Annotated in this window: 16 protein-coding genes; 3 read left to right on the top strand and 13 right to left on the bottom strand. The window is 53.7% G+C overall.

Annotated features, from left to right (window positions below):
• The first annotated feature begins 9 nt into the window (after positions 1-9).
• The 3 genes from tal to Tam1G_RS06645 all read left to right on the top strand — a co-directional run bounded on the left by tal (position 10) and on the right by Tam1G_RS06645 (position 4088).
• On the top strand, positions 10-1113 hold the full coding sequence (gene tal / locus Tam1G_RS06655) for a transaldolase (protein WP_033890859.1): 1104 nt from the start codon (positions 10-12) through the stop codon (positions 1111-1113).
• A gap of 290 nt (positions 1114-1403) precedes the next feature.
• On the top strand, positions 1404-2774 hold the full coding sequence (brnQ, locus tag Tam1G_RS06650) for a branched-chain amino acid transport system II carrier protein (RefSeq protein ID WP_423220487.1): 1371 nt from the start codon (positions 1404-1406) through the stop codon (positions 2772-2774).
• Positions 2775-2978: 204 nt separating this feature from the next.
• Positions 2979-4088 (top strand): 5-methyltetrahydropteroyltriglutamate--homocysteine S-methyltransferase, encoded by a 1110-nt coding sequence (locus Tam1G_RS06645; RefSeq protein WP_101625913.1) that lies wholly within the window; start codon positions 2979-2981, stop codon positions 4086-4088.
• A gap of 169 nt (positions 4089-4257) precedes the next feature.
• On the opposite strand, the gene Tam1G_RS06640 is transcribed toward Tam1G_RS06645, so the two are convergent.
• The 13 genes from Tam1G_RS06640 to Tam1G_RS06580 form a co-directional block, all read right to left on the bottom strand.
• Positions 4258-4506, bottom strand: a complete 249-nt coding sequence (locus Tam1G_RS06640; RefSeq protein ID WP_133124990.1) for a hypothetical protein — start codon at positions 4504-4506, stop codon at positions 4258-4260.
• Positions 4507-4537: 31 nt separating this feature from the next.
• Positions 4538-5047, bottom strand: coding sequence for a nucleotidyltransferase family protein (locus Tam1G_RS06635; protein ID WP_101625912.1), 510 nt, complete (start codon positions 5045-5047; stop codon positions 4538-4540).
• A 407-nt stretch (positions 5048-5454) separates the two neighbouring features.
• Entirely contained in the window at positions 5455-6999 is a 1545-nt protein-coding gene (locus Tam1G_RS06630) for an aminotransferase class I/II-fold pyridoxal phosphate-dependent enzyme (protein WP_101625911.1), read from the bottom strand.
• Between the two features lie 148 nt (positions 7000-7147).
• Positions 7148-8083, bottom strand: a complete 936-nt coding sequence (locus Tam1G_RS06625) for a PfkB family carbohydrate kinase (protein WP_101625910.1) — start codon at positions 8081-8083, stop codon at positions 7148-7150.
• A complete protein-coding gene (locus tag Tam1G_RS06620; RefSeq protein ID WP_101625909.1) occupies positions 8080-9144 on the bottom strand; it encodes an ADP-ribosylglycohydrolase family protein in 1065 nt (354 codons plus the stop codon). Before Tam1G_RS06620 ends, Tam1G_RS06625 begins: the two co-directional genes overlap by 4 nt.
• Before the next feature lie 5 nt (positions 9145-9149).
• On the bottom strand, positions 9150-10049 hold the full coding sequence (locus Tam1G_RS06615) for an HAD family hydrolase (RefSeq protein WP_165781932.1): 900 nt from the start codon (positions 10047-10049) through the stop codon (positions 9150-9152).
• Positions 10050-10057: 8 nt separating this feature from the next.
• On the bottom strand, positions 10058-11008 hold the full coding sequence (locus tag Tam1G_RS06610) for an L-lactate dehydrogenase (protein WP_101625907.1): 951 nt from the start codon (positions 11006-11008) through the stop codon (positions 10058-10060).
• A gap of 135 nt (positions 11009-11143) precedes the next feature.
• Positions 11144-11392, bottom strand: coding sequence for a preprotein translocase subunit SecG (secG, locus tag Tam1G_RS06605; protein ID WP_033890868.1), 249 nt, complete (start codon positions 11390-11392; stop codon positions 11144-11146).
• Positions 11393-11455: 63 nt separating this feature from the next.
• Positions 11456-12259 carry a triose-phosphate isomerase gene (tpiA, locus tag Tam1G_RS06600; protein ID WP_101625906.1) on the bottom strand — a complete coding sequence of 268 codons (804 nt, stop codon included), beginning with the start codon at positions 12257-12259 and terminating at the stop codon, positions 11456-11458.
• Positions 12260-12344: 85 nt separating this feature from the next.
• Positions 12345-13550 (bottom strand): phosphoglycerate kinase, encoded by a 1206-nt coding sequence (locus Tam1G_RS06595; RefSeq protein ID WP_101625905.1) that lies wholly within the window; start codon positions 13548-13550, stop codon positions 12345-12347.
• A gap of 140 nt (positions 13551-13690) precedes the next feature.
• Entirely contained in the window at positions 13691-14641 is a 951-nt protein-coding gene (gene whiA, locus Tam1G_RS06590; RefSeq protein ID WP_033890870.1) for a DNA-binding protein WhiA, read from the bottom strand.
• Between the two features lie 155 nt (positions 14642-14796).
• Positions 14797-15753 (bottom strand): RNase adapter RapZ, encoded by a 957-nt coding sequence (gene rapZ / locus Tam1G_RS06585; RefSeq protein ID WP_242689626.1) that lies wholly within the window; start codon positions 15751-15753, stop codon positions 14797-14799.
• Complete coding sequence (locus Tam1G_RS06580) at positions 15753-16724, bottom strand: shikimate dehydrogenase family protein (RefSeq protein WP_101625904.1); 972 nt, start codon at positions 16722-16724, stop codon at positions 15753-15755. Before Tam1G_RS06580 ends, rapZ begins: the two co-directional genes overlap by 1 nt.
• Positions 16725-16761 lie beyond the last annotated feature (37 nt).

The following is a 16761-nucleotide window of genomic DNA, read 5'->3' as shown; positions in this document are numbered from 1 at the left end:
GAGAAAAATATGACTGAAGCAACTCAGCGTACGTCCGATTCCGGCGTTTCCATCTGGCTGGACGATCTGTCCCGCTCCCGCATCGAGTCCGGCTCCCTGCAGGACCTCATCGCCAACAAGAACGTGGTCGGCGTTACCACCAACCCGTCCATCTTCCAGAAGGCTCTGAGCCAGGTCGGCCCGTACGATGCTCAGCTCAAGGAACTCGGCAAGGTCGACGTTGAGACCGCCGTTCGCGAGCTCACCACCACCGATGTGCGCAACGCCACCGACATCTTCCGTGAGATCGCTGAGAAGACCGACTTCGTTGACGGCCGCGTCTCCATCGAAGTTGACCCGCGTCTGGCCCACGAGACCGAAGCCACCGAGAAGCAGGCTGTCGAGCTGTGGGAGAAGGTCAACCGTCCGAACGCCATGATCAAGATTCCGGCAACCCTCGAAGGCCTGCCGGCCATCACCGCTACCCTGGCCAAGGGCATCTCCGTGAACGTCACCCTGATCTTCTCTCTCGAGCGTTATGAGCAGGTCATCGACGCTTACATCGAGGGCATCGCCCAGGCTGCTGCTAACGGCCACGACCTGAAGCACATCGGCTCCGTCGCTTCCTTCTTCGTCTCCCGCGTGGACACCGCTGTGGACAAGCTGCTGGAAGCCAACGGCTCCGACGAGGCTAAGGCTCTGGAGGGCAAGGCTGCTGTGGCCAACGCTCGCCTGGCTTACGAACTGTTCGAGAAGAAGTTCGCCGAGGATCCGCGCTGGGCCGACCTGGCTGCCAAGGGCGCCAAGGTTCAGCGTCCGCTGTGGGCTTCCACCGGCACCAAGAACCCGGCTTACTCCGACTGCAAGTACGTTGACGAGCTGGTTGCTCCGCACATCGTCAACACCATGCCGGAGAAGACCCTGAACGCTCTGGCTGATCACGGCAACGGCGCTCCGTCCATCGAGGGCACCTACGAAGAGTCCCACGCCATCATCAACAAGCTGGCTGAGCTCGGCATCAACCTGAAGGACGTCACCGACAAGCTGGAGGCCGACGGTGTCGCCGCCTTCATCAAGTCCTGGGATTCCGTGCTGGCCGACGTTCAGTCCGGCATCGATCGCGTGAACGCCTGAGATCACTGACGTAATGTGCGAATAGCACATTATCAGTAACACTCAATGAGGCTCTGACCTGAAAATATGGTCAGAGCCTCATTTGCTGTCCGCCAACGATGTCAACCCTGTGCGCATATATTGCAGGCCCTTTGCTCTGGCCGGAAACAACAATAAGCAAATATCGTCGATGATGACCGAAACGTGGGCATTCGGATGCCATCGGTACGACTCTCTCTTGCCGCAAAGTTCCCTGACTGGTAAGTTCGCGAACAGAGAGATTGTGCCTGAACTTGATATAGGGCGCTCTGATGAGAGGATATGTATTGCGCACCCTGAATAGCCGACAGCGCGTGGTGATGACGTTTACCTTCTTTTCGATGTTCTTTGGTGCAGGAAACCTCATTTTCCCGCCGTTCGTAGGTGCACAGGCAGGAGCTGCCACAATACCTGCAGCCATTGGATTCATTGTGTCTGCGGTGGGTCTGCCAATTCTTGGCGTATTGGCGGTCACGTTTGCAGATGGTTTTGATAAGCTCGCCGGCCGGGTCTCCCCCAAATTCGCGCTGTTTCTCGGCATTGCCATTATTTTGACCATTGGGCCGTGCTTCGCGATTCCTCGCACAGCTACAACATCATTCGAAATGATGGTGGTGCCGCTCGTGCCAGATGGCTCCAAATGGATAGCTCAGCTCCTGTATTCACTGCTGTTCTTCACGCTGGCATTTCTCTTCGCCCAGCATCCTGAAAAACTATCCAAAGTGCTTGGCCGCTTCATGGGGCCGTTGCTGCTGGTACTGATTGCAGTATTGTTCGTAGCTTGTCTGGTACATGGTATTGCTACAGCCACTGCACCTTCCGGTAATTATCAAACCAATCAGATGGCTCGTGGATTCCTCGATGGTTATCAGACGATGGATCTGCTTGCTGCCTTGTATTTTGGTATTGTCATTTCAGCCAACGTACGTGCACTCAACGTTACCGAGGAGTCACAGGTACAGCGTGAGACTGCAATTGCCGGACTTGGCACTGGAGTCCTGCTGATTCTGATCTACGGTGCGCTGAGCTATGTTGGTGCGGTTTCCGGTTCCATTACTGCTATCAATGCGAATAGTGACACTGGTGCCACGGTGTTGACGAACCTTACCTCCACGATTTTCGGCACTGCCGGCACTATTTTTCTCGGCATCGTATTCGTCATCGCATGTTTGAATGTTTGCACAGGTCTGATTTGCACTTGCGCCACTTACTTCCACACCAAGTTCCCGACCGTAGCCGGTCACACAGTAAGCTATCGTGCATGGCAACTGGCGTTCACCATCTTCAGTTTCGTGGTCTCCAACGCTGGATTAAGTCTGATCATTAAGGTTTCCGTACCAGTGTTGTCCGCATTGTACCCGATTTCGATTGTGCTCGTGCTGCTGGCCATCACGCATACAGTGTTTGCGGCACGTTTCCCCCGCGTGTATTTCTGGATGGTGCTGTTGGTTGGCATTGTGGCGTTGATTGGTTGTATCGCTTCGCTGGTCACTGTGTTTGGTGGTTCGCTGCCGTGGCTTGAATCCTTGCTGAATGCGCTTCCGTTGCAGCATCAACAGCTTGGATGGTTGACTCCTGCAGCTATTGGCGCGGTAATCGGTGTGATTGATTCACTCAGGATTGCGCATAAGGATAAGCCATAAGTTTTTTGAACAGCACAGTAACGTTCTGTGAGACGCTGCAGACAGTGTTGCAATTGCGCTGATAAGGTACCCAACGTATATGTTTGTTGGATATGCGATGATGGCATGTTCAACAAACGACGTTGACATAACCACACCAATCATGGCTGGTGAACTGATTGTTTGATTTGGTTCAGCGGTCATGAATCGTTAAGGAGCGACTCCATGACGTATCAGCATAATGCACCTTTCCGCGCCGACGTGGTTGGTAGCTATCTTCGTCCTGCCGAGCTCAAAGCAGCCCGTGCTGATTTCGAAGCCGGACGTATTGATGCTGCCGAACTGAAGGCTGTTGAAGACAAGGCCATCACCGAGCTGGTTGCCAAGCAAAAGGCAGCTGGCTTGCGTGTGATTACTGATGGTGAATTCCGCCGCGCCTACTGGCATCTTGACTTCATGTGGGGTTTGAACGGTGTAAAGCGCGGCACTGCTCCGATTCTGTTCAAGGGTTCCGATGGCACGCCCGTGACCGAGGCTGCCGGTGTGGATGGCGAGCTCAGTGGTGAGCATCATCCGTTCGTGGAGCATTACAAGTTCGTCAAGGCTTTGGAAGATGAGAACACCATCGCCAAGCAGACCGTGCCCTCCCCCGCGCAGACGCTGTTTGTGCTGCAGCAGGGTATCGCCGAGGAAGCGCACAGCCCGTACAAGGATAACGATGCTCTGGCTGAAGCTATTGCCAACGCTTATATTCAGGTAGCCCATGATTTGTACGAGGCCGGCTGCCGTACGCTGCAGTTCGATGATTGTACTTGGGGCGCATTTGTCGGCGAGGACTTCAAGGACACCGTTTTCGGCGTTGATGCCAAGACCGTGCAGCGCCAGTACGCCGCAGTAAACAATGCGGTGATTGCTTCTGTACCGGCAGACATGGTGGTGACCACGCATATCTGCCGCGGCAACTACCAGTCTCAGTGGTTCTCCGCAGGTGGCTATGGTCAGGTGGCCGATGTGCTCTTCGGCGAAGAGAATGTTGCCGCCTACTATCTTGAGTTCGATGATGATCGTTCCGGTGATTTCGAACCGTTGGCCAAGGTGTCCGGAGACAAGAAGGTGGTGCTCGGCCTGATCACCTCCAAGAAGCCTGAGCTGGAAAATCCTGAAGCGATTAAGGCTCGTATCGCCGAAGCAGCGCAGTATGTGCCGCTGGAGCGTCTGTGCCTGTCTACGCAATGCGGCTTTGCTTCCACCGAAGAAGGCAACCACCTGACCGAAGATCAGCAGTGGGCCAAGATCGCCCTGGTCCGCTCTATTGCTGAAGAGGTATGGAATTAGTGCAGTGTTGACCCACCTCGTGCAGGTCATGGCAGATAGTGTGCTAGGCATCTGAAACTATGTCTGAATTACACCGAAACCGTGTGAAACACAGTAATCAACGTGTTTCACACGGTTTCGATGAACCTGCATGCGATTGATAGAATCGAACCCACCTGAATTTGATTGTTTACTCGAACTGGGCGGCCAGTTCCTTTGTCCGATCCTTGCCGCTGAAATAACGGGAATGCGTATGCATCACCGAAGCCAAGGAGTCGGAGCCGATTAAGGCAACCTCCCAATCGGTTCCGACTTTTGCGGAATCGCGCAAATACGCTGGATCATTGCCTGCATCGAGATATCCGTTGGGGCCGTCATAAACCTTGACACAACGGTCCCCAGTCTTCCGGTTATACCGGATAATGACACCCACCATCATGGTTCCTTTCCTATTGATATCCCCATAATAGTTAGAAACGTTTAAGAATGTCACGTTTCTCCCCAAGGGAATCACGTACTTCGATTATTGAGGACATGGATGCGGTTATGGCTTTTCGCTTGACATTGTTGTCGTTTGAATCATTCAACGCCTTCTCCAACGTCGCGACACTTGCCGATATATTCTTCAACGAATCAACCACACCGTGGTCATCATGGTCCGGTTTGCCTTCGTATCGGATAGCGCGCCCATAAATATCCCCCGCAAGCTCGTAACAGTTAGCCCAAGCATCCTGCAGCAACGTACGCACCTGCACTTCACAGAAAACCCCATCCGGGAGCTTCACTATGACATGCACGGCACGATATCCGCTGTGCGGAGCTTCACGCATATCCGAGATTTTGAATACCGGAAGCACGTCGCCAATCCTAGAGGCAAGCGCGGTTTGTGCATCCAGCGTCATGTCAGCGATAATTTCTTTACGCAAGTCTCGAATCTGACGTTGAGTCCACGGCTTGTCTGGCAGAATCAGTTCGTCCATACGATTATTCTCCCATCATTTCTCATATTCCTTGCACAGGTCTACCCGCAAACTTGATGAGATTATCCAAATCAAGCACATAGTTACTATCAGTTACACACTTGATAATACAGTCCCCACGGGGAGGGTGGTCTTCCCATATTCCGAGGCAATCAACGTTTATATAGAGCGAGGCTGCAAGCCGGAGGCCTTCTCGCAATCAAATATAAGAGAGGCCTCGCGCTGTGCTATCTCAGCGCGAGGCCTACGCACCCGAATGTCGCTCGGCAACGAAAAAGAGATTTGTTGCGGAATGTTGCGGAATGGCCGAAAAACCACTATTGAACTTGCAGATTGAACAGCCCTTAACCCCTTTTATGAGAACAGGTCTAGCGCTGTATCAAAACAGGCTCAACGAAGGTTTTCCATTAGTTCTGCCAATAATAACTGAAGAAGTTGGCGATTTTGTTGGTGGCGTCTTTGAGCACTTCGATGCGTGGCAGATACACGATACGGAAGTGATCAGGTTCACCCCAGTTGAAGCCGCCGCCTCGAGTGATTAGAATGCGTTCATCATGAAGCAGGTCAAGAGCGAACTGCTCATCATCATGAATATTGAACTTCTTCACATCGATCTTCGGGAAGATGTAGAACGCGGCCTTGGGCTTAACCGCCGTCAAACCAGGAATGGCGTTGATTGCATTGTAAATATACTCGCGCTGCTCGTAGAGTCGGCCACCCGGCACAATGTAGTCGTTCACACTCTGATGACCACCCAATGCCGTCTGCACAATGGATTGCGCCGGCACATTCGAGCAAATACGCATATTCGCCAGCATGTTGATGCCCTCAATGTAATCCTTGGCGATACGCTTATTGCCGGAAAGCACCATCCAGCCTACACGGTAGCCGGCAATCATATGAGACTTCGAGAGGCCCGAGAACGTAACGCAGAACAAATCCGGGGCAAGCGAGGCGATAGACGTGTGCTGCAATCCGTCCATGACCAAACGGTCGTAGATCTCATCGGAGAAGATGATGAGCTGGTGTTCGCGCGCGATATCCACAATCTGCTGGAGCACTTCCTTTGGATAAAGCGCGCCAGTTGGATTGTTCGGATTGATAAGCACGATGGCCACCGTACGATCGGTGATCTTGGAACGAATATCGTCAATATCCGGATACCATTCTGATTGCTCATCACATACGTAATGTACTGCGGTGCCGCCAGCCAGATTCACGCAGGCCGTCCACAGCGGATAATCAGGGCTTGGAATCAACACCTCGTCACCGTCATCCAGCAGAGCGGACATGCAGAGGTTAATGAGCTCGCTAACGCCATTGCCGGTGTAAATATCATCGATGGTCACATTCGGCAGGTTCTTCAGCTGTGCGTACTGCATAATGGCCTTGCGCGCGGAGAACAGGCCTTTGGATGGCGAATAACCTTCAGTCTCAGTCAACTGATGCGCCATATCATAAACGACCTCATCCGGCGTACGGAAACCAAACGGTGCCGGATTGCCGATGTTCAATTTCAGAATGTGCGTGCCATCCGCTTCCATGCGTGCGGCTTCGTCCACCACAGGTCCACGCACATCGTACAGCACGTTGTCGAGCTTATGAGACTTACCGAATGCACGGCGGCGACCAGCTGGAATCTCATCAACGGATTCGGCCCGAGTCACATTAGCTGTGGATTGTTCAACAGGCATAGTAGCCATCCCCTCATTGTGTCGTTCCGATGTCTCACTGGTCTCTCCCCTAAGCCAGTTCGTATCCACATCCAATTCGCTGGCAAGAAAGTCCAGCACATCTTCACGCGGCATGGTTTTGCCGGCAACATATTGGCTGATATGGCTTTTGCCCATTTTGACACCACGGTGTTCCGCCGCATGCACCAAGTCGACCTGTTTCAATCCCCTGCTGTCCATAGCGTTGCGCAAACGCTGGGCGAATACCGTGACGGTCATAGTCCCTCCAAACAGAAGTTCAATTTCATGTTGAACAACGGTTCAAAGACTACACCTAGTTCAATTCGAGTTCAATTTGCGTGTTGTAACAATGGAATAATGAGATGCCGCAGTGGCATTTGTGTAAGCCACTACGGCAATAACTGTGTTAGGCAATAGCTGCCAATTCTTCGCGAGAGGGGCAGGTAGCCGGACCACGACGGGTCACGGAAATCGCCGCGGCGATATTGGCGGTTCGAACTGCATCATGCAACGAAGCGCCGCGAATCAGTTCTGCACTCATCACGCCTACATGACAGTCACCGGCACCATTGGTATCCACGGCGTGCACATGGTAGGAGGGAATCAGTTCAGCTTGTGCCCCAGGCTCAGCACACAGCCAAGCACCTGATGCACCAGCGCGAAGAATAACCGGCGCTTGAACGGCTGTACTCAATGAGGCGCAGGTGTTACCGGTATCTTCCAAGGAAGAACCGGATATGCCCAATCGACGAGCCAATGCAAGAGCTTCCTCATAATTGCACGACCAGATAGGCTTGTGTGCAATGATTGCGGATAGTAAACGGTCTTCCGCGCCAGCCGTTACCGAAGACGGATCGAACACCGTAGTGAATTTGTGGGATTCGTATCGTGTCAGGAACGCGTACAGGCCACGGGCGGTGGGATGAGCGAACGTGTAGCCATTGATATGTACGATATCGTCGTTCGCGGGCTCGATTGCTTCGAAGCAATGTTCATTGCCTTGGGTTTCTGCACCGCGCACAGTGACGAATGTTCGTTCGGCCCGAGCGTCGGTCATAGCCATGCAGATACCGGAATCGCGGGAGAAATCGGTGAGGCCAATATGTTCTATGCCGTCAGACACCAGCGCGTCACGAATCTGCGTAGCCCACGGACCGGTGCCAATAATGCCGCCATGCGCAGCATCTATGCCCATCTGACGTACCGCGTGCAGAATATTGAAACTGGAGCCTACACGAGCCACGGCTTCATCGGCGAAGGCATCGCCACCCGGCTCGGGCACGCGGTCGATACGCATGGTCAGGTCAACCAGCATTTGCCCTAAGGAAATGACTCTGCTCATTGTTCATCGCTCCTGGAGATGGCAAGCAGTTCCTTTGCTGTCTGCCTCATATCGATGTGGTTGATTTCCTGAACCTTACGAACCATTTCTGCGGGGAATCCTCCAGCACCGTGAACCGCGCCGAGCATTGCGCCTACCATAGCGCCAATGGTGTCGGTATCACCGCCAACATTGGCGGCCACACATAATGCGTCAAACGGGCGTTGCGCATACCGTGTGGCGATAGCGAAGGCCGCGGGCACGGATTCATTCGCTTCCACACTGGTACCGACAAGCGCACGAAGCTGATCGCCGAACATGTCATGGTCGTAAATGTCGCCGGATTGCGAATCCGCGTGCTCATGAGCCCAAGCAATAGCCCAACGTGTACGTGCGATGACGGAAGCTTTAGGCGACCAATGCCCCACTTCCATGCCCTCAAAACGATTCATGGCAAGGTAAGCGGTCACGTAATTCAGTGCCATCATCATGGCTTCACCGGCTTCAGCGCCTTCCAAACCATAACTCACCGTTGCCGCAATCAGCATGGTGGATTCAATGCCATGCGTGGTGTTATGAGTCACAATGGAGGAACGGCGTGCGGTATCCGCCAAATGAGTGTCCGGACGGTTGGCGATGCCGATGGGGCAGGCTCGCATGGCGCCGCCATTGGTAGTGCCATGAATGCCCGTAAGATTCACATCCACGCCGGCCTTGAACTGTTCCAATGCGGACTTGGTGGACGGCCCGAGCAAGTCAAGCGAACCTTTGGCCTTCATGCCATCTTCCCAGTTGAGCAATGATTGCGCATACTGATGGATGTCCAATTCACCTGCTCCGGCAATCAGCTGATTCGCTAGGACGAGCGCCTGTTCAGTATCGTCGGTAATCGAGCCGGCTTTCATATTAGGCGCTATCGGCTGTTTTGGTGAAGCATTCACAAAGTCTCGTATAGGCTTTGCTCCATATTCAGCACGTATCTGATCTACTGACATGCTTTGCGTAGGCATGCCGAGCGCATCGCCAATGGCCAACCCAATCAACGCGCCATAAGCGCGCTCCTCCAACATAGTGTTGTTCATGATTCCTACTGTAGCTGTGACTCAATCCATTGGGCCACGCCATCGTCATTGTTTGCAGGGCAGACTTCGTCCGCGATTGCAAGGACCTTTGGATTGGCATTGGAGACAGCCACTCCCCTGCCCGAGGCACGCATCATATCAATGTCGATAAGATCATCGCCAAAGGCGACGGTCTGCTCCAACGGTACACCCAGACGCTCGCATACGATATTCATTGCATGCTGTTTATTGGCGTTGGGATTCATCAGCATCCACATCACGCCTTCGGAAATCGATACATCGAAATCATCCGGAATCAGTGATTCCAGTCCATCCCATTGATTGCCTTCCGGGAAGATCGTAATCTTATCCGCAGTCCCCTGAGGTACCGGAATTGGATGGTTGGCATCAGGCTCGAGTATACGAACGCTGTACTCATTGCCGGAGGCATCTGTGCTGACTTGGAAGTTGGTGTATTGGAAGGACTGGGTTTTCCAATACTGGCGAACATCGAAATTCGTGTAACGTACATCGTTCATCACAATGCCCAGCTTCAATCCAGGTATATGCTTCAAAAGCTGTTGGCAAACCTCACAGGCACGCTTGGAGGAGAATCCGATTTTGATGAGATCTGGATTGCCTTCGGTTGAATCCTTAGTCAATGTTTCGAAATTCGAATGTGCGGGATCGAAGTCGATAAGTGCACCATTGAGGTAAATGACGGCATCAACTGGGAGTATCTGTGCGAATCGCAGTCCAGTGCTCACCGGCCGTGCGGTAGCAACGGCGAACTTATAGCCGGCATCATGGGCACGATTGATGACATCGATGCTGTGCTGGGTGATGTTTCGGTTTTCGAATACTTCCGCATCGTGCAGCAAGGTGCCATCAAGATCGGCAACCAGTAGTTGTGGCTTGTCGGTCAGCGTGTTGGTCACAGCAGCCCCTTGCAATGCTCGCGTACAAGTTCGGCGGAATGATGCAGCTTTTCGTGTTCTTCGTCGTTGAGTTCCAGTTCTACGATTTCGTTGGCGCCATTGGCCCTGAGCTCAGTGGGAACGCCGAGGAACACGTCATGCTCACCGTACTCGCCGTCCAGCAATGTGGAAACCGGTACAATACGGCGTTCATCCCACAAAATTGTCTGCACAATACCGGCTACAGTGGAGGCAATGCCATAGTTCGTACCGTGCTTGGCTGCGACAATCTCATTGCCGCGTGTGCGGGTCTTCTCTTCAATCTCCGCAGTGGATACGGAAGAGAATCGGTCCTGATTATCGGCAAGGAATCGGCCGAACGGCTTACCGCCAAGCGATACGGTGGACCATGCAGTGAACTGCGAATTGCCATGTTCGCCCATAACGAATCCACCAACATTGCGAGGATCCAGACCGGTCTCTTCACCAATAATGGTCTTCAGACGGGAAGTATCCAGTGCGGTACCGGTTCCCAGCACCTGAGTACGTGGCAGACCCGAACGCTTCCAGGCATACCAGGCCATCACATCAACAGGGTTGGAAACCATGACAATGACGCCGTTGAAACCGGAAGACATTACATGGTCCACGACATCGCCAACTAATCCCACAGTAAAACCGAGTTCTGCCATGCGGGTGGAGTTTGCCGGGGGTTTACGGCCCACGGTGATGACCACAATGTCTGCGTCCTTGCATTCGGAATAATCTCCGGCGTGCACCTTGACATGGCGATCTTGGAATTCGCTGCCATCATCGAGATCATGTGCTTCAGCGATGGCCTTTTCAGTGAAATGATCGATCAACACCAGCTCATTGCACAAACCGTGCGTGACGATGGCGTATGCGGCGGTCGATCCCACCTGACCCGTGCCGACGATAACGACTTTGTTGCGGTTCATCGTAACCATAATGTTCTCCCCTTTATACGAACAACGTTGGCGGACATGCTGCTGTTTATTGCTTAGCGCTCATCGAGCTCAATGAAACGAATACGACCCATGACCGAACATACGGTCATGGGTCGTAGAAAGCATATGTAAAGCTCAGCCGAGGTTGAACTTAGTCATCATGTCAAGGCCGATAATCAGGGCAACCCAAATCAGGGCGATGATAACGGTCCAACGGTTCAGATTCTTCTCAGCCACACCAGAGGTGCCAGCATTCTGAGTCAAGCCGCCACCGAACATGTCGGAAAGGCCACCGCCCTTGCCCTTATGCATAAGGATGAGCAGGGTCAGCAAGCAGCTGAGCACGACGACAATGACTTCGAGCGTGATCTTAAGAGCGGTCACAGGGTACCTCCGGTTTGAAATTACTGATGAACAGCATAGCGCACATACGGGAAAACCGTGGCATTATGCTCGAGAAAGTGTGGTTTTTAATGCCAAACGTGCGATTTTAGCGAGTTCTTCAGCGTCCAGTGAAGCTCCGCCAATCAGGAATCCATCCACATCGGGCTGGGAAATCAATTCGGCAGCGTTCTTTGAAGTCACCGAACCACCATAGAGAATACGAACGGTGTCAGCCACTGTACGGTCAAAGGTGGCTGCAAGATCGTCACGGATGGCATGGGCGGCTTCCTGCGCGGTCTGCGGAGTTGCCACCATGCCAGTGCCGATAGCCCAAACCGGCTCATATGCCACGATAAGTTTGGCTGCTTCCTCGGTATTGAGGTCTCGTGTGACGTCATGAACCTGGCCGACTGCGAAGTCCAGTTCAATGCCCTGGCGACGCTCCTCAAAGCTTTCGCCTACGCAAAGAATCGGCTGCATGCCCGCGGCAAGCACTGCTCTGACCTGATCGACGATATTCGCATCATCCTCTGGATGATATTTGCGACGTTCCGAATGGCCGACAATCACATATGTGCAGCCGAGGCTTGCAATCATATCTGCGGAAACATCGCCGGTGAATGCGCCTTGCGTGGTGACGGACACGGATTGAGCGCCATAATTGATGTGCATCCTATCCGCTTCCACCAGCACTTGCACGCTGCGCAATGATGTGAATGAGGGGAATAAAGCGACTTCACAACGTTTGAAATCAAAGTGAGCATCTCGTAGCAGCCATACCAGCTTTTGTACAAAATATGTGGCCTCAAGATGATTGAAGTTCATCTTCCAGTTACCGGCTACCAGCGGAATACGTCGCGATGCCATCCTTGTCCTTTCCCCCCTCCAGCATCCTAAAAGCATAATAGGCTCCCCTATGGTGAGGGGAGCCTATTTCAACCGAAAACGGTTACTACTCCAGAACCTTCAGGCCCGGCAGCTCCTTGCCCTCAAGGAACTCGAGGGAAGCGCCACCACCGGTGGAGATGTGGGAGAAGCCGTCCTCCGGGAAGCCGAGGTTACGCACTGCGGAAGCGGAATCGCCACCACCAACGATGGTGAATGCGCCAGCAGCGGTAGCGTCAACGAGGCCCTGAGCCACAGCCTTGGTGCCGGCTGCGAACTCCGGAATCTCGAACACGCCCATCGGGCCGTTCCATACGACGGTCTTGGAGTCGACGATCTTGTCGTGGAAGAGCTTCTGGGACTCCGGGCCGATGTCCAGGCCCATCTTGTCGGCCGGGATGGCGTCAGCGGCAACGGTCTCCGGAGCAACCGGGGTGTCGCCAGCCGGGAAGCCGGGGTTCACAACGATATCGGTCGGCAGAACGAGCTCAACGCCGTTCTTTTCAGCGGTCTCGATGTAGCCCTTGACCTTATCCAGCTGATCCTCTTCCAGCAGGGAGGTGCCGACCTCGTAGCCCTTGGCCTTGAGGAAGGTGAACACCATACCGCCGCCGATGACCAGACGGTTGGCCTTGTCGAGCAGGTTCTCAATCACGCCGAGCTTGTCGGAGACCTTAGAACCACCGAGCACCACAGTGAATGGACGCTCCGGGTTCTCGGTAGCCTTGGACAGAGCCTTGACTTCCTTCTCGACCAGCAGGCCTGCAGCAGCCGGCAGATCAGCGGCCACATCATAGTCGGAACCCTGAGCGCGGTGCACAACGCCGAAACCATCGGAAACGAAGACCTCGCCGAGAGCGGCGATCTTCTTGGCGTACGGAGCACGCACGGCCGGATCCTTGCTGGTCTCCTCCGGGTTAAAGCGAACGTTCTCGAGCAGCACAACGTCACCGTCGTTCATGGCGGCAACCTTGGCCTGAGCGTCCTCACCGTAGGTGTCCTTGGCCAGCGGCACGGTAATGCCGAGCAGCTCGCCGAGACGAACAGCGACCGGAGCCAGGCTCAGCTCAGGAACGACCTTGCCCTTCGGGCGGCCGAGGTGAGCCATCAGGATGACCTTTGCGCCTTCTTCGCGCAGAGCCTTGATGGTCGGCAGGGCGGCCTTGATACGACCGTCATCGGTGATCGTGGTGCCGTCCAGCGGGACGTTGAAATCAGCACGCATCAGAACGCGCTTGCCCTTGAGATCTCCAAGATCCTTGAGTGTCTTCATGAATATCCTTTCCTTGACGTTCGACGCCAAAGTGGCCAGTTTTGCCAATTTGCATATTACAGGCATTGAAGAACAAAACACCGCATTGCCTCACAAGGCGAATGCGGTGTTGCAAATTCGTTATAGAGCAGTAATGTGCTTTATTTTCCTTCGGCGGCACGCTGCTTTTCGGTCTTCTCTGCAAGTTGCAGCAGACGACGAATACGACCGGCGATGGCATCCTTGGTAATCTGCGGTTCGGCAATCTTGCCGAGCTCCTCCAAGCTCTTATCGACATGGTCGATACGGAGCTGACCGGCCTGACGCAGGTTCTCCGGAATGTTATCCCCCAGCACTTCGAATGCGTGCTGCACTTTTTCGCTGGCCTCAGCCGCCGCCTTGGCGCTACGACGCATATTTGCATCATCGAAGTTTGCCAGACGATTAGCTTTGCCTCGGGTTTCACCGTCTGAACGCTTGCCAGTCCATTCACGGGCTGAGCGGGAAGCTCCCATCAGCTTCAGCATGCGCTCAATGGCATCTGGATCCTTCAACGTCACACGTTCAGAGCTGCGCAACGTACGATGCTTGGCCTGGATACCCAGACGACGAGCAACGCCGCACAGAGCCATAGCTGCCTCTTCGGAAGGGCAGGCGATTTCCAGGAAACTTGCCTTACCCGGCTCGGACAGGAAACCGCGAGCCATGAAAGCGCCTCGCCAAGCGGCTTTGATCTGAGCGATGGAACCATTGACCACTTCAGCGGGAAGACCATGAACCTGCTGCTTGCGGCGATCTACCAAACCGGTCTGCAACGCCAGCGCCACGACATTGCGAGTGACCAGCACCACATAGGTTTCCACTGGTCCATTCGGCGTCTGGCGGGTCAGATGCTTGACCTCTGCTTCATGCCCGAATACGTTCCTCAGCGTATCGCGCAGCCATTCCGCTGCATCAAGCGAGGTGTATACGGATTGAATCACATATGAGTTCTGCACGGGGCGAAGTCCGCCGCCAAAGCGAATCATGGCCGCCGCTTGGGCCTTGATCGCGGCTGGCGAATCACCCTCAAAAGCTGCCAATTCGCTTTTGACATCGTCCAGAAGAGCCAAGATCCAACCTCCTACAGTCTCGTTCTTCCCAATGCTTCAGCCGCTTCGTGCCGTTGCACGCCGGAAGCCATCGGCTTACTGTGATACCTAATCTCGTGGACAAGCGAACCCGTTCGATAGGGTTTTCGGGCACTGCCTTCTCGCAGTGTGGTCACTCATGATGAGTGATGTTTATGCTGCTCTCGTGCAGAGACGGTGACTTTGAGCCCATGTGCACGCAATCTGCGAGCAAGTTCCTCACTCATGGCCACTGATCGGTGTTGACCGCCGGTGCAGCCGATGGCAATGGTCACAAAGTGCTTATCTTCGTGAGCGTACCCTTCAAGCGCGGTTTCAATCGCCTTCTCATACGAATCAAGGAACTCTGTTGCTCCCTTGCTGGAAAGCACATAATCAGCCACCGGTTTATCATGCCCGGTAAGTTCGCGCAGACTTGGTACCCAGAATGGGTTGGGTAGGAACCTAACATCGGCCACGAAGTCGGCGTCGATTGGTGTGCCATATTTGAATCCAAAGCTGAAAATATGAACAGCAACGGTAGTAGGGCCTGAACCCAGCATTGTTTCATACAGTTTGGTGGAGAGCTGATGAATGCTCAGCGAGCTGGTATCGATAACCCAATCCGCGCGTTCTTTCAAATTGCTCAGCAAATGGCGTTCTTCGAGAATGCCATCAATCAATCGATTGCCATGTTGCAATGGATGTGGACGGCGTACCGACTCATAACGCTTAATCAGCACATCGTTGCTGGCATCGAGGAACAGGATTCGGGTTTTGACGCCAAGATCGTCCAAATGGCTCAATACAGCTGCCAAATCGTCAAAATAGCTGCGGGAACGTACATCGATAACCGCTGCAAGCCTATGGATACTGCTATCCGAACCGGAAGTCATCATATCAACCAGAGGTACCAGCAGTTTCGGCGGAAGATTATCCACCACATACCAGCCCATATCCTCTACGGTTCCAGCTGCACGGGAGCGGCCCGCACCTGACATGCCGGTGATGAGCAGCACTTCAAACGCATCAGCGGGATTGGGCTGATTGTCTGCGCTTGCAGCATTTACGGCCGCAGTCTGATCAGAAGCGTGATTCGGTATGTGCTGTTCCATCACAATGCCTCCTCGAGTGCATTACGCATGGCGATTTCCAGTTGATCGTCTTCGGTGGTGGTGTCTTGAAGTCGCTTATCTGCATCGCTCGGCGGATCATTATCCCAGATGCCGGTCATCAGCAATACTTGTACCAGAGCCTGATACAGCAGCATTTCTTCACCACCGATAGCGTTACCGCCGCGCAAACGCCATGCAGTCATGAGCTGTGTGGGGCGCGGGTCATACACAACATCCAGCAAGAGGCCATGTAACGCTGTCGTCTGAGCCTCATTGAGCTCAGAGGCAATACCATCCGCAGCGTGACCGGGAATCGTATTAATCACATATGTAGACTCTTGGGCGACTGCGAGCAGAGCTTCTTCATCTGCAAGATTGATTTCACTGTACGGTGCAGCTGTGGCGATATATCGCTCAGCCAAAGGCTGTAATGCCATGTTCTTCCCCGGATGACGTGCCGCAATGGTCACATGACCGATTTCCGGCATCATGCTTAATGCTGCCAATGCCGAGGTAGCCGTATTGCCATTGCCGATAATCAGCGCCTTACCGGTTCGATCAGGCTGATGATACAGACCGAGCTCACGATGAGCATGGTCAAATGCCAACTGAATACCGATAACATCCGTGTTGTACAGTTTGATGCTTGGCTTGCCATGTGGCCATGCCGGGTCATCCGCGGCATTTGACCAGTCGAACACTGCGGTATTGGCTACCTTGAGCTCTCTCGCCCAAAGATTTATCGGCGTACCGTAAGGCTGGATGGTTTTCTTCAGTGGCATGGTCAGGCTGAGGCCGGCCCAGGATGAATCCAAGGATTTGAGGAAGGCATCGAGATCACCTTCGCCGATTTCATGCTTGTCGTAAAACCAATCGCTTAAGCGCAATGCCTTGTATGCCGCATTATGAAGCACCGGCGAAAGCGAATGCGCGATTGGTTTGCCAAGCACTGCACAACGATGGTTGATCATATCCCCTCCTTCGACTGCACTCCATGCTAGCCGAAGT

This window comes from Bifidobacterium imperatoris, assembly GCF_002860405.1.
Lineage (GTDB): Bacteria > Actinomycetota > Actinomycetes > Actinomycetales > Bifidobacteriaceae > Bifidobacterium > Bifidobacterium imperatoris.
This window is presented reverse-complemented; position numbering and strand designations above follow the sequence as displayed.